General features: G+C 63.2%; 17 protein-coding genes. 16 read left to right on the forward strand and 1 reads right to left on the reverse strand.

Going from position 1 to position 24,027, the window contains the following annotated elements; translation table 11 throughout:
- Positions 1 to 55: 55 nt before the first annotated feature.
- Positions 56 to 418 (reverse strand): TssQ family T6SS-associated lipoprotein, encoded by a 363-nt coding sequence (locus IGB42_RS19915; RefSeq protein ID WP_159675028.1) that lies wholly within the window; start codon positions 416 to 418, stop codon positions 56 to 58.
- Between the two features lie 396 nt (positions 419 to 814).
- Between IGB42_RS19915 and tssJ the strand changes: the two genes are divergently transcribed.
- The 16 genes from tssJ to IGB42_RS22590 all read left to right on the forward strand — a co-directional run bounded on the left by tssJ (position 815) and on the right by IGB42_RS22590 (position 23,978).
- The gene (tssJ, locus tag IGB42_RS19920) at positions 815 to 1,339 is read left to right on the forward strand and encodes a type VI secretion system lipoprotein TssJ (protein WP_201800021.1); all 525 of its coding nucleotides are present in this window, start codon (positions 815 to 817) and stop codon (positions 1,337 to 1,339) included.
- A 2-nt stretch (positions 1,340 to 1,341) separates the two neighbouring features.
- Entirely contained in the window at positions 1,342 to 2,703 is a 1,362-nt protein-coding gene (gene tssK, locus IGB42_RS19925) for a type VI secretion system baseplate subunit TssK (protein ID WP_159675030.1), read from the forward strand.
- On the forward strand, positions 2,700 to 4,046 hold the full coding sequence (locus IGB42_RS19930; RefSeq protein ID WP_159675032.1) for a DotU family type VI secretion system protein: 1,347 nt from the start codon (positions 2,700 to 2,702) through the stop codon (positions 4,044 to 4,046). Before tssK ends, IGB42_RS19930 begins: the two co-directional genes overlap by 4 nt.
- A complete protein-coding gene (gene tssM / locus IGB42_RS19935) occupies positions 4,043 to 7,669 on the forward strand; it encodes a type VI secretion system membrane subunit TssM (protein WP_159675034.1) in 3,627 nt (1,208 codons plus the stop codon). Before IGB42_RS19930 ends, tssM begins: the two co-directional genes overlap by 4 nt.
- Positions 7,666 to 8,364 carry a type VI secretion system-associated protein TagF gene (gene tagF, locus IGB42_RS19940; protein ID WP_159675036.1) on the forward strand — a complete coding sequence of 233 codons (699 nt, stop codon included), beginning with the start codon at positions 7,666 to 7,668 and terminating at the stop codon, positions 8,362 to 8,364. The genes tssM and tagF overlap by 4 nt, the downstream gene beginning before the upstream one ends.
- A complete protein-coding gene (locus IGB42_RS19945; protein WP_201800023.1) occupies positions 8,361 to 10,415 on the forward strand; it encodes a serine/threonine-protein kinase in 2,055 nt (684 codons plus the stop codon). Before tagF ends, IGB42_RS19945 begins: the two co-directional genes overlap by 4 nt.
- Before the next feature lie 7 nt (positions 10,416 to 10,422).
- Positions 10,423 to 11,451, forward strand: a complete 1,029-nt coding sequence (gene tssA / locus IGB42_RS19950) for a type VI secretion system protein TssA (RefSeq protein WP_159675037.1) — start codon at positions 10,423 to 10,425, stop codon at positions 11,449 to 11,451.
- A 114-nt stretch (positions 11,452 to 11,565) separates the two neighbouring features.
- Entirely contained in the window at positions 11,566 to 12,120 is a 555-nt protein-coding gene (tssB, locus tag IGB42_RS19955) for a type VI secretion system contractile sheath small subunit (RefSeq protein ID WP_159675039.1), read from the forward strand.
- 1 nt (position 12,121) lies between these two features.
- The gene (gene tssC, locus IGB42_RS19960; RefSeq protein WP_159675041.1) at positions 12,122 to 13,624 is read left to right on the forward strand and encodes a type VI secretion system contractile sheath large subunit; all 1,503 of its coding nucleotides are present in this window, start codon (positions 12,122 to 12,124) and stop codon (positions 13,622 to 13,624) included.
- Positions 13,625 to 13,672: 48 nt separating this feature from the next.
- Positions 13,673 to 14,164 carry a type VI secretion system tube protein Hcp gene (locus IGB42_RS19965; RefSeq protein ID WP_159675043.1) on the forward strand — a complete coding sequence of 164 codons (492 nt, stop codon included), beginning with the start codon at positions 13,673 to 13,675 and terminating at the stop codon, positions 14,162 to 14,164.
- Between the two features lie 66 nt (positions 14,165 to 14,230).
- The gene (locus tag IGB42_RS19970; RefSeq protein WP_159675045.1) at positions 14,231 to 15,067 is read left to right on the forward strand and encodes a type VI secretion system accessory protein TagJ; all 837 of its coding nucleotides are present in this window, start codon (positions 14,231 to 14,233) and stop codon (positions 15,065 to 15,067) included.
- Positions 15,060 to 15,599, forward strand: coding sequence for a type VI secretion system baseplate subunit TssE (gene tssE, locus IGB42_RS19975; protein WP_159675047.1), 540 nt, complete (start codon positions 15,060 to 15,062; stop codon positions 15,597 to 15,599). The genes IGB42_RS19970 and tssE overlap by 8 nt, the downstream gene beginning before the upstream one ends.
- Positions 15,599 to 17,461, forward strand: a complete 1,863-nt coding sequence (gene tssF, locus IGB42_RS19980) for a type VI secretion system baseplate subunit TssF (RefSeq protein WP_159675049.1) — start codon at positions 15,599 to 15,601, stop codon at positions 17,459 to 17,461. The genes tssE and tssF overlap by 1 nt, the downstream gene beginning before the upstream one ends.
- Positions 17,458 to 18,546: a type VI secretion system baseplate subunit TssG gene (gene tssG / locus IGB42_RS19985; RefSeq protein WP_201800024.1), complete on the forward strand. Its 1,089-nt coding sequence runs from the start codon at positions 17,458 to 17,460 to the stop codon at positions 18,544 to 18,546. Before tssF ends, tssG begins: the two co-directional genes overlap by 4 nt.
- The gene (gene tssH, locus IGB42_RS19990) at positions 18,539 to 21,250 is read left to right on the forward strand and encodes a type VI secretion system ATPase TssH (RefSeq protein ID WP_159675051.1); all 2,712 of its coding nucleotides are present in this window, start codon (positions 18,539 to 18,541) and stop codon (positions 21,248 to 21,250) included. Before tssG ends, tssH begins: the two co-directional genes overlap by 8 nt.
- A 52-nt stretch (positions 21,251 to 21,302) precedes the next feature.
- On the forward strand, positions 21,303 to 23,978 hold the full coding sequence (locus IGB42_RS22590; protein ID WP_201800025.1) for a type VI secretion system Vgr family protein: 2,676 nt from the start codon (positions 21,303 to 21,305) through the stop codon (positions 23,976 to 23,978).
- Positions 23,979 to 24,027 lie beyond the last annotated feature (49 nt).

Genomic DNA, 24,027 nt, shown 5'->3' on the forward strand with positions numbered 1-24,027 from the left:
TCCGGTCAGCGCTTGCCAGCCGGACACACTGGTTTTGACACACATGCAGCCACGTTCACTTGCGCGCAGACTCATAAATCGGTCCCCAGATAGGGTGAGACCTTTCCGATTCAGACAGCTTGAAGTTCGGATCTATCGATAGAATTTTTACAAACTCCGCACGGCAAAAAGAGGGTTTTCCACTGGCGCAATAGCTGAATGCCAGCAGTTTGTGAGCCCTGACCTGCGTTTCTGTCTTGGCGAGGTTGATTTCGCTGGTGCTGCTCAACACCTTGATTGCGCCCGCAAAATTGCCCGCCTCGTACTGCTTGGTGCCCTCATCCACGGCAGCCTGTGCCACCCGCTGATACGCGGGCTGGGCTGCTTCAGCCTGGCGTGCCGTTTGCGGGCTCTGGCAAGCCGTAAGCGTGAATGCCAATCCAGCAGACCATATCGCAATTAATGCACATTTAACTTTCATATCGGATTGTTCACAAATAGAATTGGAAAGGTATATACGAATACAGGATTGCTGCCACTCTGTAGGATTTGGATGACGATATCAAGTTGCCGTCAGCCGCCTTTAATATTGGTTTTCAGCAGATGCATCTAGTCTGTTTATATTAATTTTTTGTGACCGCCGTGCATTCAATGAGAAAAGTCACATTTTTTCCTGTTTGTAAATCTGCTGTATTGAATTTGTCACGAAGTGGGGATAGCCTTCATCGCACTGCGGCTTGGGGGCTGTCCGAGATACATCCCCGGATCAAGGCTGCATCAATCGCGTTTCAATTGCCGCAATCGGCTTTTACGTCCTTTCGTGATGGGGTGTCATTTGCGTCTGTATTTCCCGGCCAAGATCAGGATAGCTGGTGTTCTGCTGCTTGCAGCATTGATTGTGCAAGGTTGTGCATCAACCGAACGTGCTGCGGCTGTGCCCTATCAGGTAGAGCTGATTGCAGAATCGAATGTGAATCCTGATTTGAAGAACAGGCCTTCGCCGATTGTAGTCCGCGTATTCGAATTGCGCGCCGATGCCACTTTCGAGGCCAGCAGTTTCTTCAGCCTGCAAGACAAACCGGAAATGACGCTGGGCCAGGAATTGATTGCCGTAGAGCGCACCATATTGCGCCCTGGTGAAAGCCGGACAATCAGCCGTACCGGCAATCTGGATGCGCGCAGCATCGGTATAGTTGCCGAATATCGCGCACTGGAGGTCAATCGCTGGCGCAAAGTCATTCCGCTGCCGCCGCCCAAGCAATTGAACCTGTACAAATTCTGGCAAACCTCGCCCGATCAATTGAAAGTGCGCGTGGCCATCAAGAATGGCGGTATTGAAATATTGCCGGCAGCCAAATAAGCATGAAATCCCTCTCCCCTACTCCTACCATTGCCACTGCCTTGCACCAGCGTGTTGTGTGGAGTGAAGGCATGTTTCTGCGGCCACATCACTTCCAGCAGATGGAGCGCTACTTCGAGCATTACGTGCAGGCGCGCAGCCAGCCCATGCAGGGCTTCCAGTGGGGCTGGCATCAGTTGACGGTGGACAGGCAGGCATTGGCCATGGGCAAGGTGGCCCTCGCCGGTGGTGGCGGTTTGATGCCTGACGGCACACCGTTCGCATTCGGCGAAGCCGACATGCCGGCGCCGCTCGATATCGGCGTGGCCGTCAAGGATCAGGTGATCGTGCTGGCGTTGCCGATATGGCGGGCCGGCAGCAATGAAATGGGCTGGGATGGCGCAGCCGACTGGGCGCGTTATGAGGTCAGCGATTTCGAAATAGAAGATGCCAACAGCGTGGCCTTCGGCCCGGCGGTACTGCAGTTGGGCAAGCTCGACCTGCGCCTGATGCCTGAATCCAGCCTCAACGGCGATTGGCAAGCGCTGGGCGCAGTACGCGTGCTGGAACGCCGCAACGATGGTCAGGTGTTGCTGGACGAGGAGTATATCCCGCCGCTGCTCAATGCCATCCGCCACCCGGTGCTGCGTGGCTACCTGCAGGAGCTGCACGGCTTGCTGCAGCAACGCGGTGACGTGCTGGCAGAGCGCCTTTCCGCACCGGGCCGTGGCGGTGTTTCGGAAGTGGCCGATTTTCTGCTGCTGGAGCTCGTCAACCGCTATAGCGCGGTCACCTGGCATGCGCAGCAGGCCGCGTCACTGCACCCGATGCAGGTGTTCGGCGACTGGCTCAAGCTTGCCTGCGATCTGGCCACCTATACCGCAGCGCAACGCCGCCCCACCGTATTGCCCGAATACCAGCACGATGCACTGCGTACCACGTTTGCGCCATTGATGGCCGAATTGCGCCGCTCGCTATCGAGCGTGCTGGAGCAGAACGCCATTGCGATCGAATTGCAGGAGCGCGGCAATGGCGTGCGCGTGGCGCAGATTCCATCGCTGGAATTGATCCAGCAAGCCGGCTTTGTACTGGCGGTGAATGCCGACATGCCGGCCGAGGTGTTGCGCACCCGCTTCCCTGCCCAGCTCAAGATGGGCGCGGTGGAGCGCATCCGCGATCTGGTATTGCTGCAATTGCCGGGCATCGGCTTGCGCCTGCTGCCTGTTGCACCGCGCCAATTGCCGTATCACGCCGGATATACCTATTTCGAGCTGGAAAAAGGCGGCGAGTTCTGGAAACAGCTGGAAAAATCGGGCGGCTTGGCGCTGCATGTGGCTGGTGACTTTCCCGGCCTGATGATGGAATTCTGGGCGATACGCGCATGACCGCAGGTACCGGCACCCTGTTCGACCCGCACGATCACCTGGCGGGTGGCGGCTTCGTCCCCCCCAACCCCGGAGGCAGCGGCCATGCCAGCGCACCGCAACCCGCCGCGGCACCTGCGCAACGTATCATCAGCGGCAGCAGCCCGCTGGTTGCAGCAGCCAACCCGCTGCTCAACCTGGTGCCGCAGATCCGCGCCACCGTGCATCACCCCGATCCTGCCCGCCTGCGCGAGCAATTGCTGGAAGAACTGCGCCAGTTCGAGCTGCGCGCCCGCGAAAGCGGCGTGCCCACCGAGACCATCATCGGCGCGCGCTACTGCCTGTGCACCACGCTGGATGAAGCGGCAACGCTCACCCCCTGGGGCGGCGGTGGCATCTGGTCCGCACACAGCCTGCTGGTGACGTTTCACAACGAGACCTGGGGTGGCGAAAAATTTTTCCAGTTGCTGGCGCGCTTGTCGCACCAGCCACAGCAGCATGTCGATCTGCTGGAGCTGCAGTATTTTTGCCTGATGCTGGGCTTCGAAGGCCGCTACCGCGTGCTCGATCAGGGCCGCTCGCAGCTCGATGCACTCAAGCAGCGCCTGCTGCAACTGATCAATACTACGCGTGGCGAATACCCGCGTGCACTGTCGCCGCACTGGCACGACCCCGCCGTGGCAGCACCCAAGGTGCAACGCGCACTGCCGGTATGGGTCGCTGCCGCCGCCGCCGCGCTGCTGTGCCTGATCCTGTTTGCCGTGCTGCAGATGTCGCTGGCCGGACGATCCGACGACGTGTTCGCCGCCATCGACCAACTGCGCATGCCGCGCGTGCTGACTGCGGATATCGCGCCCAAGCCGGCCAGCAAGCCGCGCCTGGCGCAATTGCTGGAGCCGGAGATCCGCGATCACCTGGTGACGGTACGTGACGAGGCTGATCGCAGCGTGGTCGTGTTACGCGGCGATGGCGTGTTCGATTCGGGCGCTGCCACGGTGATCGAGCGCTACCAGCCGCTGCTGGCCAGGATCGGCGATGCACTCAATACCGCCGAGGGCGCCATCGTCGTCACCGGTTATACCGACGATGTACCGACGCGCGGCTTGCGCTTTGCATCCAACTGGGAGCTATCGCAAGCGCGTGCCGATACCGTCAAGGCGCAGGTGCAGGCGCGGCTGTCCAGCGCCGGGCGCGTGCGCGCAGAAGGCCGCGGCCAGGCCGATCCGGTGGCACCCAATGACAGCGCCGGCAACCGCGCGCGTAACCGCCGGGTAGAGATCACCTTGCTGGTACCGGCTGGTCCGGCCGCCGGGCAATCTGCGGCACCGGCCACCCATCCTGCCGGTGCGGAGGCCAAGCCATGAACCGCCTGATGGGATTCCTCGGCCGCGCATTCGGTCTGATCTTCAGCCGCCACCTGTGGGTGCTGCTGGGCCTGATCGTACTGGCCTGCCTGATCTGGGTACTGGGCCCGCTGATTGCGGTGGGCCGCTTCCGGCCGCTAGACAGCGCCACCGTGCGGATGGTGCTGATCGGGCTGATTTTCGTCATCTGGCTGGCCCGCGTGCTGTATCGCACCTGGCGCGCCGCACAGCTCAATGCGCAATTGCTCAACCAGATCCGCACACCGGCACCACGCGCCGGCGCGGCAGAGGTGGTGACCAACCCGCATCTGGAAGAATTGCGCACCCGTTTCGACGAAGCGGCCGAGCGCCTGAAAACCGCGCAGTTCTCGCCGCAGAACAGCAACGGCCGTACCCGCTGGCTGGATCGTCTGTCGCCGCAATACCTGTACCAGTTGCCCTGGTATGTGTTCATCGGTGCACCGGGTTCGGGCAAGACCACCGCCCTCGTGAATGCCGGGCTGGATTTCCCGCTGGCCGAGCAATTTGGCAAGGCCGCTGTACGCGGCGTGGGTGGCACGCGCAATTGCGACTGGTGGTTTACCAACGAAGCGGTGCTGATCGATACCGCCGGCCGTTACACCATGCAGGAGAGCAACCGCGAGCAGGATCAGGGCGAATGGCAAGGCTTTGTCGAGCTGCTGAAGAAATACCGGGCCCGGCAGCCGATCAATGGCGCCATCCTGACCGTCAGCATCGCCGATCTGCTGGGTGCCAGCGAACAGGAACGTACCCAGCACGCCATGACCTTGCGCAAGCGTCTGCAAGAGCTGCGTGCGCAACTGGGCATCCAGTTCCCGGTGTATGTGCTGGTCACCAAGGTTGATCTGCTGGCCGGCTTTACCGAGTATTTCAACCAGCTTGGGCGCGAAGAGCGCGGCCAGGTCTGGGGCATGACGTTTCCGCTGGCGGCAGTGCGCGCGCCGGGCTTCGATCTCAAGCAGACCTTTGCCAGCGAATTCGAGCAGTTGCAACGTCGCCTGTACGCCAGCCTGCCGGAACAGATGCTGGCCGAGCTGGACCCGCGCCAGCGCGAGCTGGCCTACCTGCTGCCGCAGGAGTTTGCCGGCATCCAGGCACTGCTGGGCCAGTTCCTGGAGCAGGTGTTCGTTGAATCCCGTTTCGAAGCCAGCGCGCTGCTGCGCGGGGTGTACTTCACCAGCGGCACCCAGGAAGGCACGGTATTCGATCGCGTGATGGGCGGCATCAAGCGCTTCCTGCAGGTGGAAGGCAGCAGCCGGCCGCCGCGCATGGGCGAGGCTGGCCGCAGCTTTTTCCTGCGCAGCCTGATGCAGGACGTGATCTTCAAGGAAGCAGGCCTTGCAGGCAGCAACGAGCGCTGGCAACGCCGCCAGTCCTGGTTGCGCCGTGCCGGTTATGCCACGGTTGGTGTGGTCAGCCTGCTGCTGGCACTGGGCTGGTTCAACAGCTACCACAACAACCAGCGCTACGTGGCCGAAGTGGCCAGCCGGCTGCCGGGCGTGGCTGCACAAATCGCCAGCGTGAAGATCGGCGACCGTGCCCAGGCCACCGCAGTGATGCCGACACTGGATCAACTGCGCGCGTTGCCGGTCAGCGCGCGTTTCGATGTGGAAAACCCGCCACTGGGCTACCGCTTCGGCCTTTACCAGGGTGACAAACTGCATGCCGCTGCCGATGGCGCCTATGCACGCGCACTGGAAGACGTGCTGCTGCCGCTGCTGGCAAGAAGGCTGGAAGATGGCCTGCGCCGCGCACCGCAAGGCGATATCGAATACGAGTACAGCACGCTGAAAGCGTACCTGATGCTGTACGACGCCAGCCATTACGATGCGGATTTCCTCGAAGCCTGGCTGTCGCTCGATATCGAACGCAGCATGGGCCGCGAGATCACCCGTGCACAGCGCGATGTGTTGCGCCAGCATCTGGCACGGTTGTTCAAGGGCCGGGCGGTCAGCTCACCTTATGCCCGTGACGATGCACTGGTTACACAACTGCGCGAACGCCTGCGTACCCACACGCTGGCGGAGCGCATCTACAGTGGCATGAAGCGGGTGTTGCGCCGCGATGACAGGCTGGTGGATTTCAATGCCGCCGAAGTGGTCGGTCCGCAGGCATCGCTGGTATTCCAGCGCGCCAGCGGCGCCAGCCTGAATGCCGGCGTGCCGGGGCTGTTCAGCTATCGTGGTTATTGGGAAGTGTTCGCGCCGCGGGTCGAGGAAGCCGTCACCCGGCGTGGCAGCGAGGAAACCTGGGTACTGGCGCTGCGCCAGCCCGAGGCCACCAGCCCAGAAACCATCGCCAACTGGTCACGCGAGGTGAAGCGGCTTTACTTCGACGACTACATCAGCACGTGGGAAAGCTATCTGGCCGATATGCGGCTGCGCAGCGGCAAGGATCTGGCGCAGAACATCCAGATTGCCCGCACCTTGTCGGCGCCCGATTCGCCGCTGGTGCGCTTCATGACCGCCGCATCGCGCGAGACCACGCTGGTGCGCGACAAGGACGACGACGACCGCACGCTGATCGATCAGGCGCGTGACAAGGTCAGCAACACCCGCGCCTCGCTGGAGGACATCTTCGGCCAGCCGGAAACCGCTGATGCGCAGCCTGCCGGCAAAACCGCAGAACGGCCGGAACTGGTAGTGGACAACCGTTTTGCCGGTCTGCGCCAGTTCACCCGGCCGGGCGAGAAAGGTGCACCCGCGCCGATTGCCGCGGTACGCGATACGCTCAACGAGCTGTACACCTTCCTGACCGCAACCGATGCAGCGTTGCGCGGTGGCAATGCACCACCGTCGGACGAAGTGCTGAGCAAGATCCGCGCGGATGCCGGCCGGTTGCCCGAACCATTCCGCAACATGCTGGGGCAGCTGGCGACTTCGTCTGACGGCAATGTGGCGCACGTGGTGCAGCAGCAGATCGGCCAGGATGCTTCTGCCAATATCGGCGATTTCTGCCGCCAGGCCGTCGATGGCCGTTACCCGCTGGCACGTTCGTCTTCGCGGGACATGGCGCCGGGCGATTTTGCCCAGTTGTTTGCACCAGCCGGCATGATGGACGAATTCTTCCAGAAGCATCTGGCCAGCCAGGTCGATACCGCTGCCCGCCCGTGGCGCTTCAAGGGTGAGGCCGGTACGCGCGCCAACTTCCTGTCCGCGTTCGAGCGCGCTGCGGTAATCCGCGATGTGTATTTCTCTGGCGGTTCGCGCACGCCGTCCATCCGCGTGGAGCTCAAGCCGATCCAGATGGATGCCGGCATCACGCAGATCGTGCTGGATATCGACGGTCAGGTGGTGCGCTATGCGCATGGCCCGCAGGTAGGCACCCAGGTGCAATGGCCCGGCACACGCGGCAGCAACCAGATCCGCGTGCAGACCACCGGTGCCAACGGCAACAGCGGCGGCTTTGTCACCGAGGGCGCATGGGCGATGCACCGCATGTTCGACCGCGCGGTGCTCACGCCGGGCCGGGTGCCCGAGCAGATGATTGCCACCTTCGATATCGGCGGCAACAAGGTGGTGTTCGAAGTGACTGCCAGTAGCGTGCGCAGCCCGTTCCGCCTGTCGCAACTTGAATCCTTCTCCTGCCCGGGGCGCACATGAACATGGCCGAGCACATGCCTGGTGTGCCCACCGTGGGCTGGTACGGCAAGATTCCGTCCGCCGGTGATTTCGTCACCCGGCAACTGTCCTACCCGGTGGTGCGTGCGTGGGAGCGCTGGATGCTCAACGGCCTGACCGCCCTGCAGCAGGCCAGCCCGGACATGCTGCCCCGCCACTACGCGGTGGCGCCGGTATGGAATTTCCTGCTGCCCGCCGGGCTGGGCTTCGATTGCGTGCAATTGGGCGCGCTGGCCCCCAGTTGTGACCGCGTTGGCCGGTATTTTCCGGTGGCAGCGGTCATGCCCGTGCCGTTGGCCGAGTTCGATACCGCCCGACTCGACCAGGCCGGGCAGTTTTACCGGCAGATGGGCGAAACCATCCTCGCAGCCATCCGCCATGGCCATTCACCGGAGCGGCTCGACCACATGCTCGAATCCGCGCCGGCGTACTGGGCCGCCCAGCCTGCCCGCATCGCCAGCAACGACATCCTGGCCGTGCTGCAGCCCGGTGCCGCGGGCAGCCAGTCCATCGCCTGGCCCGATCTGTCGGTTTACTTCGAGGCAGCCGGCGTCACCAGCTTCTGGTGGACCCACCAGGGCGACGGCTCGCCGCTGCAGACGCATGCGCATACCGGCGAAATGACCAACGCATTGTTTGCCCGGCTGTTCGGGCCCCAGCAAGGATATCCATCGTGACGCCAGATTCGGTCCTTGACCCTGCCACATCGCAGAACACCAGCGCGCAACCGCTGCCCATGGGCCACCGCATGGGTGAGCTGGAACTGACCGGCGTACTTGGTATCGGCGGTTTCGGCATCGTCTACCGTGCCTTCGATCACGCGCTGCAGCGCGTGGTGGCGGTGAAGGAATACATGCCCAGCATGCTGGCGGTGCGGCGCGGCGACCTGACCGTGGCACTGCGCAGCGAGCGTTTCTCCGCCACCTTCCTGGCCGGGCAAGCAGGCTTCATCAACGAGGCACGGTTGCTGGCACAGTTTGATCACCCGGGCCTGATCAAGGTGCTGCGTTTCTGGGAAGGCCACGGCACCGCCTACATGGCCACACCGTTCTATGAGGGCCAGACGCTCAAGCAACGGCTGACCGGTGGCCGGGCGCTGGCCGAGGCCGAGATTCTGCGCCTGATGGCCGCGTTGCTGGGCGCCCTGGAAACCCTGCACCGCGCGCAGTGCTTTCACCGCGATATCGCGCTCGACAATGTGCTGATCCAGCCGGACGGCCGCCCGGTGCTGCTCGACTTTGGCGCCGCCCGCAAACTGATCGGCGATCTGGTGGATGACAGCGCGGTGATGCTCAAGTCCGGCTATGCGCCGATCGAGCAATATACCGATGACCCCTCGTTCCGCCAGGGGCCGTGGACCGATCTGTATGCGCTCGGCGCGGTGATCCACGTGCTGGTGTGTGGCGATCTGCCGCCGCCTGCAGTGGTGCGCAGCATCCAGGATAACTACGTGCCGCTGGCACGCCGCGCACTCAGCTACAGCCCGCGCCTGCTGCAGGCCGCGGACCAGGCGCTGCAACTACGCGTGGTAGACCGGCCGCAATCGGTAGCGGAATTCGCCGTACTGCTGGGCCTGCAATCTGCTGCGCCAGGCCATTACAGCGTGCCTGAATATGTGCCGCCGGCACCACCAGCAACACAGCCTGTGCCAGCAGCCGTCAGCCAGCCGGCACAAGCTGCCGTACCTGCGCCAGCCCGAACCTTAGCCGAACCAGCTGCTGCACCGGTTGCTCAAGCTGCGCCAGCGGATGAGCACGCTCCGCCTGTAGCAGCCCCCGTGGCAGCGGCTGCAGTGCAAGCCGCCGAGCCGCTTCCACAGGTGGCAGCACCGCCAGCGGGTACCGAACCGGCGGTGCTGCCGCCGGATCTGCTGGGCGATGATGCCTCCATCTCGGACTTGCTCAACGATGACAGCAGCCCGCTGTTTGCGCCGACGGACGAGCCGGCACAGACGCCGCTGCCGCAACGGGCGGCCGAGCCGGAAGTACAGGCAGGCAAGGCATCACCACCACAAGCCCCCGAACCAGCTGTTGCTACCACCGCAGCACCGCGTAAGCGCTTCCCCTGGCTGATCACGCTGGGGACGACCGCGGTGGTTGCTGTCGTTGGCCTGTTCCTGCTGCTGCGTGGCAACACCTCGCCGCAACTGGATGTACAAGCTGCCGCATCGCAGCCGGCCACTCCAGCCACAGAACCCGTCGCCACCATCGCGCCGCTCGCTGCCGCAGCAACAGAAGTGCCAGCGGCGGCAAGCGAAGCAGCCACAGCGCCGGCAAGCAGCGCGCCCAGTGTGCTGCCCACCCAGCCGGATGTAGAGGCACAGGATTGGGCGCTGGCACGCAAGCGCGACAGCGCGGATGGCTACCAGCGCTATCTGCAGCAATACATCGGCGGCAGTCACGAGGCCGAGGCGCGCAAGCTGCTGGCCGCAGCAGTGCAGCGCGATGCCGACAAGGCATTGACCACGGCCGCACCGGTTAGCGCTGCCACACCGACTGTGGCACCCACCACGGTTGGCAAGATCTTGCCGGTGAAGCTGCGCATTTCGCCATGGGGCGAAATCTACGTAGACGGCACCAAGCGGGGCGTGAGCCCGCCCTTGAAGACCCTCTCGCTGCCAGCAGGCTCGTACGAGATCGAAGTCCGCAACGGCAACCTGTCGCCTTACCGCACCAAGCTGGTTGTTGCCCCCGGCAACGCTGGCGAAATCGCGCACAGCTTTGAATGAGAACCTCATGACCACAGCGTTCCCCCCTCGCATCACCACGTTGCTGGCGCCGGTCAGCGGCATCAAGCCCTGCGGTGAAGACCTTGAATACGCCAGCGAATTCCTGCAGTTGACCAAGGCAGCGCAGCCCAAGGCCGAGCAGCAATACGGCAACACCATCATCCCCGCGCAGCCGGCGGATTGGGGCGAAGTAGCCCAACTGGCCGAGCAGTTGCTCACGCAGAGCAAGGATTTGCGTATCGCGGTGCTGCTGGCCCAGGCGTGGACCGAACAGCGTGGGCTGGCTGGCTACAGCGATGCGCTGCAACTGGTGGCTGGCCTGCTGGCACAGCACTGGGATGGCCTCTACCCGCTGCTGGAGGATGACGGCGAACACGATCCGCTGCCGCGCCACAACGCGCTGGCCAGGCTGTTCGATAGCCAGGGCTGCCTGCGCGCGCTGCGCGCAACACCGCTGCAGGGTGCCGGTGGCCTGACCTTGCGTGAAGTGGACATGTTGCTCGACGGCATCACGCCAGAGCGGCTGGAGTACCCGGGCGGGCGCGACCGGCTGCGTGCCGAGCTCTCGCGGGCCTGGGATGCCGGCGATCCGGTGCTCAACGCGCTGCCTGCAACCAAACAGGCGCTCAGCGACATGACTACCCAGGTGCAGATGAAACTGGGCGAAGACTGGCGCCCCGATAGCGGCGCGCTGGAAAAGCTGCTTAACCGCCTGTACGACGCGGCCGCCAGCAATAGCGCCGTCGCGCCAGAGCCGGTGGAAGAGGCACCTGCCGACGATACGCCACTTGCAGCCGTGCAAACCCCGCAGACCGTTGCCGACTGGCGGGCGCTGGAAGTACGCAGCCGTGAAGACATCAATCTGGTACTGGAAAAGGTCTGCACCTACCTCGACCGCCACGAGCCCAGCCACCCGGCACCCATCCTGCTGCGCCGCGCTCAGCGGTTGATGCAGATGGGGTTCTACGAAATCCTGCGCGACATCGCGCCGGACAGCCTGCCGCAGGTCGACGTCTTCATCGGCAAGCCGCTGTGACGGGCAAGCCCGCTTTGTGTGGCGCGGCCGTGCATCTCGCGGCATGCGCTGTCAGTTCCAGATCCGGCGCCGCAGGTGCTGATTGTTTCTCATTACTACCAGGAGCCCATGAGCATGGCAGATACCCGAACCGCCGGCAGCGGTCAGAAATTCGTTGCCCGTAACCGCGCACCCCGCGTGCAGATCGAATACGACGTTGAAATCTACGGCTCGGAAAGCAAGGTGCAGTTGCCTTTCGTGATGGGCGTGCTGGCCGACATCGCCGGCAAGCAGGTCGATCCGCTGCCGGATCTTGCCGACCGCAAGTTCCTGGAAGTGGACATCGACAATTTCGACGAGCGCATGAAATCGCTGCAGCCCCGCGTGGCGTTCCAGGTGCCCAACAGCCTGAGTGGCGAAGGCATGTTGCAGGTGGATATGCGCTTCGAGCGGCTGGACGATTTTTCGCCAGCGCAAGTGGCCCGCAACATCGATTCACTCGGCAACCTGCTGGCCGCGCGCACCGAGCTTGCCAACCTGCTGTCCTACATGGACGGCAAAACCGGCGCAGAAGAGCTGATCGCGGAAATCCTCAAGACACCGGACGTGCTCAAGACCCTGGCCGCCCATGGCCCGCAATCACCCTCGCTGCTCAAGCAACTGACCGAATCCGGCAAATACGGAGAGTGACATGAACCCAGCCGATACCCTGCTCGCGCCAGAGGCGCAGCGTACCGAACACCTCGACAGCGATTTTGCCGCGCTGCTGCAGAAGGAATTCCGCCCCAAGACCGAACAGGCGCGCAGCGCGGTGGAAAGCGCGGTGCACACGCTGGCGCTACAGGCGCTCGAGCACAGCACCACCATCTCGTCCGATGCGTATGGCGCCATCCAGTCCATCATTGCCGAGATCGACCGCAAACTGTCCGAGCAGGTGAACCTGGTACTGCACCACCCGGACTTCCAGCAACTGGAAGGCGCTTGGCGTGGCCTGCATTACCTCGTGAACAACACCGAAACGGATGAGCTGCTGAAGATCCGCGTGCTGCCGATCTCGAAAAAAGAACTGGCGCGCAATCTGAAGCGCCACAAGGGCATAGGCTGGGATCAGGGCCCGCTGTTCAAGAAGATTTACGAAGAAGAATACGGCCAGTTCGGCGGCGAGCCGTTTGGTTGCCTGATCGGTGATTTCCAGTTCGACCACAGCCCGCCGGATGTGGAAACACTGGGCGAACTGGCACGCATCGCCGCTGCCGCCCACTGCCCGTTCATTTCCGCAGCCGATCCGGCCGTGATGCAGATGGAATCGTGGCAGGAGCTGGCCAACCCGCGCGACCTGACCAAGATTTTCCAGAATACCGAATACGCCGCCTGGCGCAGCCTGCGCGAATCGGAAGACGCCCGCTATCTGGGGCTGACCGTGCCGCGCTTCCTGGCCCGCTTGCCGTATGGCGCGCGCACCAATCCGGTGGACGAATTCGATTTCGAAGAAGATACCGATGGCGCCAGCCACGATCACTACACCTGGGCCAACTCGGCCTATGCGATGGGCGTGAACATCAACCGTTCGTTCAAGCTGTACGGCTGGTGCTCGTCGATCCGCGGCGTGGAATCGGGCGGCGCGGTCAGCAACCTGCCCTGCCACACCTTCCCGTCCGACGACGGTGGCGTGGACATGAAGTGCCCAACCGAAATCGCCATCAGCGACCGCCGTGAAGCCGAGCTGGCCAAGAACGGCTTCATGCCGCTGATCCATCGCAAGAACTCGGATTTTGCCGCGTTCATCGGCGCGCAATCGCTGCAGCAGCCCACCGAATACACCGATCCGGATGCATCGGCCAATGCGCGGCTGTCTGCCCGCCTGCCCTACCTGTTTGCGTGCTGCCGCTTTGCGCATTACCTCAAGTGCATCGTGCGCGACAAGGTGGGCTCGTTCCGCGAGCGCGACGACATGGAACGCTGGCTCAACACCTGGATCATGAGCTACGTCGATGGCGATCCGGCCAATTCCTCGCAGGATACCAAGGCGCGCAAGCCGCTGGCCGCCGCCGAAGTCCTGGTCGAAGAGCAGGAAGACAATCCGGGCTATTACTCGGCCAAGTTCTTCCTGCGCCCACATTACCAGCTCGAGGGCCTGACCGTATCCCTGCGACTGGTTTCGAAGTTGCCGTCACTCAAAAAGACCGACGGTTAAACACTGGCAGTTCCCATTCTTATCCCGAAGCAACTGAAGGAGTTCCAAATGGCAGCAGCAATGTTCATGAAGGTGGAAGGCACCTCGGGCGAATCGAAAGACAGCAAGCACAGTGGCTGGAGCGATATCCAGTCGTTCTCGTGGGGCGCAAGCCAGCCGGGCACGATGTCCTCCGGCGGTGGCGGTGGCAGCGGCAAGGCCAGCTTCAACGACCTGTACGTGACCGCGTACATGGACAAGGCCACACCGGCGCTGATCAAGCATTGTGCAACCGGAAAGCACCTGGACAAGGTCGAACTGTCGGCCTGCAAATCGGGCGGCGACCAGATCGAATTTGCCAAGATCACGCTGGAAGAAGTGCTGGTGACGTCGGCACAGGTCAAGGGCACCGATCCGGGTGATACCCACGAGCGTCTGGTGATGAACTACGGCTTCCAGGCCGCCCGCGTGCGCAAGCAGTACTGGGAACAGAGCGAACGTGGTGGCCAGGGCGCTGAAATCACCGTCGCCTGGAACATCAAGGAAAACAAGGAGATGTAATTGCACGGGCGGGCAGCCCCCGGGCCAGCCCGCCATTTTTTGCATTGCAGGCAGCTGGAAACCGACATGACGATCGATGCATCCGCAAAACCCGTGAGCCTGGCTGAAGAACTCGGCCAGATCGAAGCGCGTATCCGGCAGAAGCCGAACGATGCGGACCTGCGCGCCCATCTTTTCCAGATTCTTGCGCTGCTGGGCGACTGGCAGCGCGCACAGGCACAACTGCAGTTGTGCCTGACCCTCAACCCCGATGCAATCTCGCTGGTGCGCGGCTATGGCAGTGCGCTGAAAGCCGAACTGGTACGCGCCGCCGTATTTGCCGGCAAGGCCGTTCCGCAACTGCCCAATGACCCGCCTGCCTGGCTGCCACAGCTGGTAGAGGCACTGCACCATGACGTGCAGGGCCGCCATGCCGAAGCCAGCGTACTGCGCGATGCAGCCTGGGCGTTAGCGCCGGTGGCAGCCGGCATCCTGCTGAGCCATGACGGCGCCGGGCCGCAGCCCTACCAGTGGCTGGCCGATGGCGATAGCCGCTTCGGCCCGGTACTGGAGTTTTTTGCCGGGGAGCGTTACCACTGGCTGCCCTTGTCGAGCGTGGCCGGGCTGCGTTTGTCCCGCCCCATCAGCCGTTGCGACCTGGTATGGGCGCATGCTGCGCTGACACTGCACGATGGCAGCGAAACCGCGGTGATCCTGCCGGTACGCTATCCGCTGCCGGCGCAACCGGCTGCGCTGCCGCAGGATGAATGCCTGCTGTCGCGCTATACCGAATGGGAGCCGCTGGGGGGTGATGGCCATTACCAGGGGCGCGGCCAGCGTATGTGGGCCAGCGACCAGAATGAATACGCATTGCTGGATCTGGCCGGACTGCAGGCCACGGCCGAGGTCACCGCGCATGCTTGAACGGCGCAACCCGGTTCGTGATGATCCGCAGCGCCAGGGCGCACGCGACCGGCTGCGGCCGTCGTTGCTGGATCGTCTGACCGACAGCGCACCGCTGCAGCGCAGCGAGAGCGATATTCCCGGTACCAGCCATGGTGCATTGCGCGCTGCGGTGCTGCGCGATCTGTCGTGGCTGCTCAATACCACCAGCATGGCGGCGGATGTCGACCTGTCGCCGTTTGCCGCCGCACAGCGTTCGGTACTCAATTTCGGCGTATTGCCGCTGGCTGGCAAACGGATTTCCGAACTGGACAGCCAGGAACTGGCCACCGGGCTGCGCATGGCCATCCTGCAATTCGAACCGCGATTGCTGCCGGACAGCGTCGAGGTGATTTGCGTGACTGCGCTCGATTCGCTGGCGCTGCGCAATGAAATGGCGTTCGAAATCCGCGGGCTGTTGTGGTCGGTGCCCTACCCGCTGGAATTCCTGGTGCGCTCCAACCTGGACCTGGAAACCGGCCAGGCGGTACTGAGCGATCTGGTGGGCAGCTGATGGACGCTCGTCTGCTTGATTACTACAACCGCGAGCTGGGCTACCTGCGCGAACTGGGTGCCGAGTTTGCCGAGCGCTATCCCAAGGTGGCCGGCCGGCTGGGCATGCATGGCATCGAAGTGGCCGATCCCTACGTGGAGCGGCTGCTGGAAGGCTTCAGCTTCCTGACCGCGCGGGTGCAGATGAAGATGGACGCGGAGTTTCCGCGTTTCTCGCAACGCCTGCTGGCGGTGGTATACCCCAATTACCTGGCGCCTACGCCGGCCATGGCGGTGGTGCAACTGCAGGCCAACCTCAATGAAGGCAATCTGGCCGCCGGCTTTGCGCTGCCAGCGAACACCGCCCTGCGCGCCAATGTGGCGCGCGGCGAACAGACCGCCTGTGAATTCCGTACCGGCCACCCGGTAACGCTATGGCCGCTGCAACTGGAAAACGTGCGTTTCGGCCCGCCGCCGGCTGATCTGCCACCCGGTGCATACCGTAGTCGCGCCCGTGCGGCATTGCGCATCCGCTTGCAGGTGACGGCAGGGCAACGCTGCGAAACGCTACCGCTGGACCGGCTGGAGCTGTATCTGGCCGGCCCTGAACAGCGCGCACTGCGCCTGCTGGAGCTATTGGCCGGGCATACCGTTGCCGTGCTGTGCCGCCAGGCCGGCAACGGCCAATGCGACGGGCTGCTCGATAGCAAGGCGATACGCCACGAAGGCTTCGAAGCCGGCCAGGCACTGCTGCCCAATGACGGACGGACTTTCCAGGGCTACCGCTTGCTGCAGGAGTACTTTGCCTGCCCGGGGCGCTTCCTGTTCTTCAGCATCAACGGGCTGCAGCAGGCATTGCGCGGCCTCAGTGGCACGCAATTCGAGATCGTGATCCTGCTCGATCAGGACGATGCGGCGCTGGAGCGCGTGGTGGATACGGAAGACCTGGCGCTGCATTGCACGCCGGTGGTCAACCTGTTTCCCAAACGCGCCGACCGGGTCCTGGTGACCCCGCAGCGGCACGAGTTTCATCTGGTAGTAGACCGCACCAAGCCGCTGGATTACGAAGTGCATACGGTCAGCCGCATTGTCGGCCACTCGGGTGGCGAGGTTGCCGAACGTGAGTTCCGCCCGTTTTACGCCTCATTCGGCGCGGATGACCGCGATTACGGCGCCTACTATGCGCTGCGGCGCGAGCCCCGGCTGGTTTCCGAGCAGGCACGGCGCCATGGTAGCCGCACCGCCTATGTAGGCAGCGAGGTCTTCATCTCGCTGGTGGACCGGCATGATTCGCCATTCAGCGGCACGCTGCGCCATCTGGCAGTCGATACGCTGTGCACCAACCGGGATCTGTCGCTGCTACTGCCGCTCGGTGGTGAAACCGACTTTACGCTGGGCGTTTCTGCTCCGGTCGGTACCATCAAGGTATTGCGTGGCCCTACCCGGCCCCATCCACCACTGGCAGAGGATGCGTTGAGCTGGCATCTGATCAGCCACCTGGGCCTCAATTACCAGGGCTGGACCGAGCTGGATGAGGACAAGGGTGCAGAAGTGCTGCGCCACTTGCTCAACCTGTATGTGGGCGCTGCCGATGCCGGGCTGCAGCGGCAGATAGAAAGCGTGCGCGGCGTGGCGTTCACGCCGGTATTCCGCCGCCTGCCGCAAGCAGGCCCCATCATGCATGGCCGCGGCGTGCGCGTGGCGTTGACCGTGGATGAACAGGCGTTTTCCGGCGACAGCCCCTACCTGTTTGGCGCGGTACTGGAGCAATTCTTTGCCCGGCACGTGGCAATCAACCTGTTCACCGAAATGGCGCTGCACACTACCCATCGCGGCCAGGTTGCCGCATGGCCGCCGCGGCTGGGCGCAAGGCCGGTGATATGAACGCGCCATTGACTGCCGCGCCGATGGCAAGCCCGATAACGGCTGCCCCCGCTGCCGCGACATGGTTGCAAGACCCGGCCTGGCAGGCGCTACGCGATGCGCCATACGCGCATGATCTGTTCCAGGTGCTGCGCTGGCTGGATGCCCGCGCCGGTGCACCAGAACCGCTGGGGCGCGGCGCGCGCCCGCAGGAAGAGCCGATCCGGCTGGGGCAGCGCGCATCGATGTCTTTCGCGCCGTCGATGGTGGCCGGGCTGGATGAAACGGCCGCGCAAACACCACGGTTATCAATCTACGGCTTCGGCCTGTTCGGCCCCAATGGCCCGCTGCCATTGCACCTGACCGAATACGTACGCGAACGCGAACGCATCGCGGACGACCCCACGCTGGCCGCGTTTGCCGACCTGTTCCACCACCGGCTGATCCTGCTGTTCTATCGTGCCTGGGCCGATGCGCAATCCACCGCCAGCCTTGATCGCCCCGGCCAAGGGCGCTTTGACCGCTATATCGGCAGCCTGCTGGCACTGGGTGCGCAGCCGGAAGACGACATCGGCACGCACGCACGCTATTACCAGGCGGGCCATCTGGCGCGGCAAACCCGCAATCCGGAAGGGCTGCAGCAGATCTTGCAGCGCTATTTCGACGTGCGGGTGCAGGTGGTCGAGCATGTGTCGCACTGGGTGATGCTGGCGCCGCAGGAATGCCTGGCGCTGGGCAACCATGATCAGGCCGCGCTGGGCACCGGCAGCACGCTGGGTATCGCCGTGCGCGATGCGCAATCGCGCTTCCGGCTGGTGCTGGGCCCGATGCCCTGGCGCACGTATCGCCGCTTTCTGCCCGGCGGCGATCACGTGGCGGCGCTCAACCGCTGGGTACGCGACTACGTGGGTCTGGAGCTCGCCTGGGACGTGCAGCTGCTGCTCTCCGGCCCGGAGGTGCCCGCCGGCGCGCTCAGCGCACCGCAGCCGCTGGGCCTGGGCGCATGGCTGGGCCGGCGCGCACCCGATCGGGACGCCGGCGATCTTGTCATCGATTACACGCTGCGTGCAGGCACGCAGCCCGCTTCAAGGAAAACACATGTCTGAAATCAGCCGTTCCGCCCTGTTTGGCAAACTGGACCCGTTGCTGTTTGCAGCGCTGGAAAGCGCCACCGCGTATTGCCGGCTGCGTGGCAACCCGTATGTGGAACTTGCCCACTGGCTGCACCAGCTCTGGCAAGGGCCGGATGGTGACCTGCAATATGTGGTGCGCCACTTCAAGCTGAACCCGGAACGGCTGCAGCATGATCTGGTGGCCTCGCTGGATAAATTGCCGCGCGGCGCCAGTGCCGTCAGTGATCTTTCCGGCCATATCGACGAAGCAGTCGAGCGCGCATGGGTATATGGCAGCCTGCAGTTCGGTGCCGGCCATATCCGTGGCGCCCATTTGCTGATCGGCCTGTTGAAAACGGTGTCACTGCGCCATGTGCTGCTGGGCATCTCGCGCGAGTTCGAGCGCATCCTGCCGGATGTGCTGCAAGGCCAACTGGCGATCATCGTGGCGGATTCAAGCGAAGAAGCCAGCGCGCCGCCGCTGGCGGCTGGCAACAGCAATCCCGATGCCGCCGGTGGCACCGCATTGCAGCAGTACGCCGTTGACCTGACTGCACGCGCGCAGGCTGGCGAGCTGGACCCGGTAACAGGCCGCGATGAAGAAATCCGCCAGATCGTCGACGTGTTGCTGCGCCGCCGCCAGAACAACCCGCTATTGGCGGGCGAAGCCGGCGTGGGCAAGACCGCGGTAGTGGAAGGCCTGGCGCTGCGCATTGCCGCAGGCGAAGTACCGCCGCCGCTGCGCGATGTGGCACTGCACCTGCTGGATATCGGCCTGCTGCAGGCTGGTGCCAGCGTGAAAGGCGAATTCGAGCGCCGCCTGCGCCAACTGATCGACGAAGTACAGGCAAGCCCGCGCCCCATCGTGCTGTTCATCGATGAAATCCATACGCTGATCGGTGCTGGCGGTGCAGCGGGTACCGGTGATGCCGCCAACCTGCTCAAGCCCATGCTGGCGCGCGGCGAACTGCGCACCATCGGCGCAACCACCTGGGCGGAATACAAGAAATACATCGAGAAAGATCCGGCACTGACCCGGCGCTTCCAGGTCGTGCAGATCCACGAACCGGACGAAGCGCGTGCGCTGACCATGCTGCGCGGCATCGCGGACAAGCTGTCGATCCACCACCAGGTGTTGCTGCTGGACGATGCGATCCGCGCGGCGGTCAGCCTGTCGCACCGCTATATTCCGGCACGCCAGTTGCCGGACAAGGCAGTCAGCCTGCTCGATACCGCTTGCGCCCGCGTGGCGGTCAGCCAGCATGCGATGCCGCCGGTGCTGGAAGACTGCCAGCGCCGCATCGAAGCGTTGCAGGTGGAACAGCAGATCGTGACGCGTGAATGCGCGGTGAATGCCGGCGAGCCGGCGCGGCTGGATGTGCTGGCGACCCGCCTGCTGGAGGAAACCGCCAACCACGCGCTGCTGCACGAACGCTGGCAGGCCGAACAGGCACTGGCCAACCGCGTGATTGCATTGCGCGCGCAATTGCTGGGCAAGGGCGTGCCCGCCACCGAAGATGACGCCGGCGACAGCCAGCCGTTTGACCGGCAGGCATGCCTGGCCGAGCTGGATGAAGTGCTGGTGCAACTGGCCGCGCAGCAACAGGAAGCGCCGCTGATCCTCGCTGCCGTGGATGCGCACGCCATCGCCGCCGTAGTAGCCGATTGGACCGGCATTCCCGTCGGACGCATGGTGAAGGACGAAGCCGAAGCGATCCTCGGCCTTGCCGATACGCTCAATGCCCGCGTGATCGGGCAGCGCCATGGGCTGGAAGCCATTGCGCGCCGGGTGCAGACCTCCCGCGCGCGGCTGGATGACCCGAACAAGCCGGTTGGCGTATTCCTGCTGGCCGGCCCATCCGGCGTGGGCAAGACCGAAACTGCGCTGGCACTGGCTGAAACACTGTACGGCGGCGAGCAGAACCTGATCGTCATCAACATGAGCGAATTCCAGGAGGCGCATACCGTCTCCACGCTCAAGGGCGCGCCACCGGGCTATGTGGGCTACGGCGAAGGCGGTGTGCTGACCGAGGCCGTGCGCCGCCGCCCGTACAGCGTGGTGTTGCTGGATGAAATCGAGAAAGCCCACCCGGACGTGCACGAGATTTTCTTCCAGGTGTTCGACAAGGGCTGGATGGAAGACGGTGAAGGCCGCTATATCGACTTCAAGAACACCGTGATCATCCTCACGTCCAATGTCGGCAGTGACCGCATGATGCAACTTTGCCAGGACCCGGACCTGCTGCCCACGCCGGAAGCGCTGGCGCTGGCACTGCGCGAGCCACTGCGCCAGGTATTCCCCGCCGCGCTGCTGGGCCGCTTGTCGGTAGTACCGTATTACCCGCTGTCGGACAGCATGCTGGCGCGCATCGTCGGCCTGCAGCTGAGCCGTATCGCCAAACGCCTGCATGACAACCACGGCATCGAATTCGGTTATGAGCCCGCTGCGGTGCAACTCGTCAGCACCCGCTGCACCGAGGTGGAATCGGGCGGGCGCATGGTCGACGCCATCCTGACCCATACCGTGCTGCCGCAAATCAGCCGCGAACTGTTGCTGAGTGCCGCAGGCGCACCGCTGAGCAGCGTGGTGCTGGATGCAGCAGAGGGCGAATTCATCTACCGCTACACCCATCAGGGCGCCGCCAGCACGCGCGCAACGTCAACGGAATCCGCTCAGGCAGAAGCGGTGCAAGTGTGACGCGCGCTACGTCCATCCCGACAACTGCTCCCCCACATAAAGAGAATGAAGCATGAAACGCGTCGTCAAAGCGCACACCCCGCTGGGTGAAGAGGCACTGCGCTTCAGGGCCATGCACGGCACCGAGGCACTGTCGCAACTGTTCGAGTTCGAAGTGGAACTGCTTTCAGACAGCCACTCGCTGGACCTCAAGGCACTGCTGGGCCAGCCCCTGACGCTGGAAATCGAAACCGGCGACGGCGGTTCACGCTACCTGGATGGCATCGTGTCGCGCTGCATCCTGCTGGGGCGGGAAGATGCGGTAGACCGGCAATACCGTTACCGCGCCACAGTACGCCCGTGGCTGTGGCTGCTGACGCAAACGCAGGATTGCAAGATCTTCCAGAACCAGAGCGTACCGGACATCCTGCAGGCGGTGCTGGGTGAGTACGGCTTTGCCATCGAACAGCGCCTCACCGGCAGTTACCGGCAGTGGGTGTATTGCGTGCAGTACCAGGAAACGGATTTCGATTTCGTCAGCCGCTTGATGGAACACGAAGGCATCTATTACTTCTTCAAGCATGAACTGGGTAGCCATACGCTGGTGCTGACCGATGATATCGGCACCCACGAGCCCTTTCCCGGTTATGCCAGCGTGCCCTTCTTCACCGCAGACCGCGTGGTCGCGGCGCAGGAAGAATGCATCGATACCTACCAGGTGGCGGAGGAAATTGCCCCCGGCAGCTATGTGACCGATGACTACAACTTCACCAAGCCACGCACCAAGCTGCAGAACCAGCGCAGCAACCCGGCCGAGCATCCGCATGGCCAGTATGAGATCTACGACTGGCTGGGTGGCTATAGCGATCAGGGTGAATCCGATCATTACAGCCGCATCCGCTTGGAAGAACTGCAAGCCGCACGTGAGCGTGATGATGGCCATGCCACCGCCCGCGGGCTGGCACCCGGCTATACCTTCACCTTGCGCAATTGCCCGCGCATGGAAGCCAACCGCGATTACCTGCTGGTGAGCGTGACCTACCGCTTGAAAGAGCCCGGCTATGCCAGCAGCGAAGAGCTGGCGTATTACGAATTCGATTTCGTCACCCAGCCCACCAGCCTGCCCTTCCGCCCTGGCCGCAAAACCCCCAAGCCGCGCACCAACGGCCCGCAGACGGCGGTGGTGGTTGGCCCGGCTGGCGAGGAAATCTGGACTGACCAGTATGGCCGCATCAAGGTGCAGTTCCGCTGGGACCGTTACGGCACCATGGACGAGAACAGCTCGTGCTGGGTGCGGGTGTCGTCCAGCTGGGCAGGTTCTACCTTTGGTGGCATTTACATTCCCCGTGTCGGCCAGGAAGTGATCATCGATTTCATTGCGGGTGAACCGGACCGCCCCATCGTGATCGGCTGCACCTATAACGCCGACCAGATGCCGCCCTTCGGCCTGCCGGCCAGTGCCACGCAAAGCGGTTTCGTGAGCCGTTCGCTCAAGGGCTCGCCAGCCAATGCCAATGCCATCCGCTTTGAAGATAAACCCGGTGCCGAAGAGTTATGGTTCCATGCCGAGCTGGATCATCGCACCACGGTAGAGCGGGACAAGCTGCACGACATCGGCCAGGATCGCACCGAAACCATCGGCCGCCATTCCACGCAAACCGTGAAAGGCAACAAGTTCACCAGCATCGAGCAGAACTACGATCACAGCGTGGACGGCGAAAGCACCCGCAAGGTGATCAAGAAAGCCGACGAAACCTACCACGATACCTGGGCGCATACGTCGATCGGCGCCTCGACGGTGCTGCGCAAGGACGCACACGATCAAACCTATGAAAGCACCTACAGCCACCTCGTCAAGGGCGTGGCCGACAAGACCTACGAATCGGAAGAAACCCGTACCAATCACAAGCTGCTGGCGCATACCGTCAATGCAGATCACACCCATGACGTGACCGGCTCGCATGTCGTCACGATCGGTGAGGATCACGATACAACCGTGGTGGGTAGCCGTACCACCACTGTGGAATCAGGCCACACCGTGACCGTGTTTCAGGATGCAAGTTACCAGACTGGTGGCGTACACACGCTGGTGGCTGGCGATGTGGATATTTCGACTACCGGAGGCGGCGGCGGTGGTACCGGCTCGGGCGGATCTTCTTCCGGGGGTGGCGGCTTCTCGGTCAGCACCTCGAAGCTCACGTTTACATCGCTGTTTTCCTTTGATTTTACCGGAATGAAGACCGCGGGCACGGTCTTGAACGTGGGTGCCGATGTATTCAAGGCTGGCGTCACCGGTTTGAGCATGGGTTACAACGTATTCGAAATGAAGCGCAATGAAATTGGCAAGAAGGAATTCAACTTCTACAAATCCGAAAATACCATCATCGAAAACAAGAACTCCGGTGCTTTCAAGGATCAAGGCAAAGTCCATATCAACAAATACAAGCTCGTCAATTTCATGGGTGGTGGCATCAGCGGGGCATTCGATAAAAAGTCTCAAGACCCGAAACCCCAAAAGCCGCTCAATAAAGCGGGGAATGAATTCAGATCAGGCGGACAGCTGGCGAAGGATGGCGCGAAAGGCGCGAAGAAGATGGCCAGCAATACCTGGACTTCGATCAAAAGCCTGCCCTCCAAGATACCGCGGGGGCGTAGTGGCGGTGGCGGTGGCGGTGGCGGTGGCGGTGGCGGTGGCGGTGGCGGTGGCGGTGGCGGTGGCGGTGGCGGTGGCGGTGGCGGTGCACCGTAATGGACGGCACAAAGGTTTGCAACGCAAGTTTAACCAATGAAGGCCATCG

This window comes from Andreprevotia sp. IGB-42 (genome assembly GCF_009848685.1).
GTDB lineage: Bacteria > Pseudomonadota > Gammaproteobacteria > Burkholderiales > Chitinibacteraceae > Andreprevotia.

Excerpts from the sequence above, each read along its gene's own strand:
- tssK (WP_159675030.1), top strand. The coding sequence starts at position 1,342 with ATGAAATCCCTCTCCCCTACTCCTACCATTGCCACTGCCTTGCACCAG.
- IGB42_RS19930 (WP_159675032.1), top strand. The coding sequence starts at position 2,700 with ATGACCGCAGGTACCGGCACCCTGTTCGACCCGCACGATCACCTGGCG.
- tssC (WP_159675041.1), top strand. The coding sequence starts at position 12,122 with ATGAACCCAGCCGATACCCTGCTCGCGCCAGAGGCGCAGCGTACCGAA.
- tssM (WP_159675034.1), top strand. The coding sequence starts at position 4,043 with ATGAACCGCCTGATGGGATTCCTCGGCCGCGCATTCGGTCTGATCTTC.
- tssG (WP_201800024.1), top strand. The coding sequence starts at position 17,458 with ATGAACGCGCCATTGACTGCCGCGCCGATGGCAAGCCCGATAACGGCT.
- tssB (WP_159675039.1), top strand. The coding sequence starts at position 11,566 with ATGGCAGATACCCGAACCGCCGGCAGCGGTCAGAAATTCGTTGCCCGT.
- tssA (WP_159675037.1), top strand. The coding sequence starts at position 10,423 with ATGACCACAGCGTTCCCCCCTCGCATCACCACGTTGCTGGCGCCGGTC.
- IGB42_RS19965 (WP_159675043.1), top strand. The coding sequence starts at position 13,673 with ATGGCAGCAGCAATGTTCATGAAGGTGGAAGGCACCTCGGGCGAATCG.
- tssE (WP_159675047.1), top strand. The coding sequence starts at position 15,060 with ATGCTTGAACGGCGCAACCCGGTTCGTGATGATCCGCAGCGCCAGGGC.
- IGB42_RS22590 (WP_201800025.1), top strand. The coding sequence starts at position 21,303 with ATGAAACGCGTCGTCAAAGCGCACACCCCGCTGGGTGAAGAGGCACTG.
- tagF (WP_159675036.1), top strand. The coding sequence starts at position 7,666 with ATGAACATGGCCGAGCACATGCCTGGTGTGCCCACCGTGGGCTGGTAC.
- tssF (WP_159675049.1), top strand. The coding sequence starts at position 15,599 with ATGGACGCTCGTCTGCTTGATTACTACAACCGCGAGCTGGGCTACCTG.
- IGB42_RS19970 (WP_159675045.1), top strand. The coding sequence starts at position 14,231 with ATGACGATCGATGCATCCGCAAAACCCGTGAGCCTGGCTGAAGAACTC.
- tssH (WP_159675051.1), top strand. The coding sequence starts at position 18,539 with ATGTCTGAAATCAGCCGTTCCGCCCTGTTTGGCAAACTGGACCCGTTG.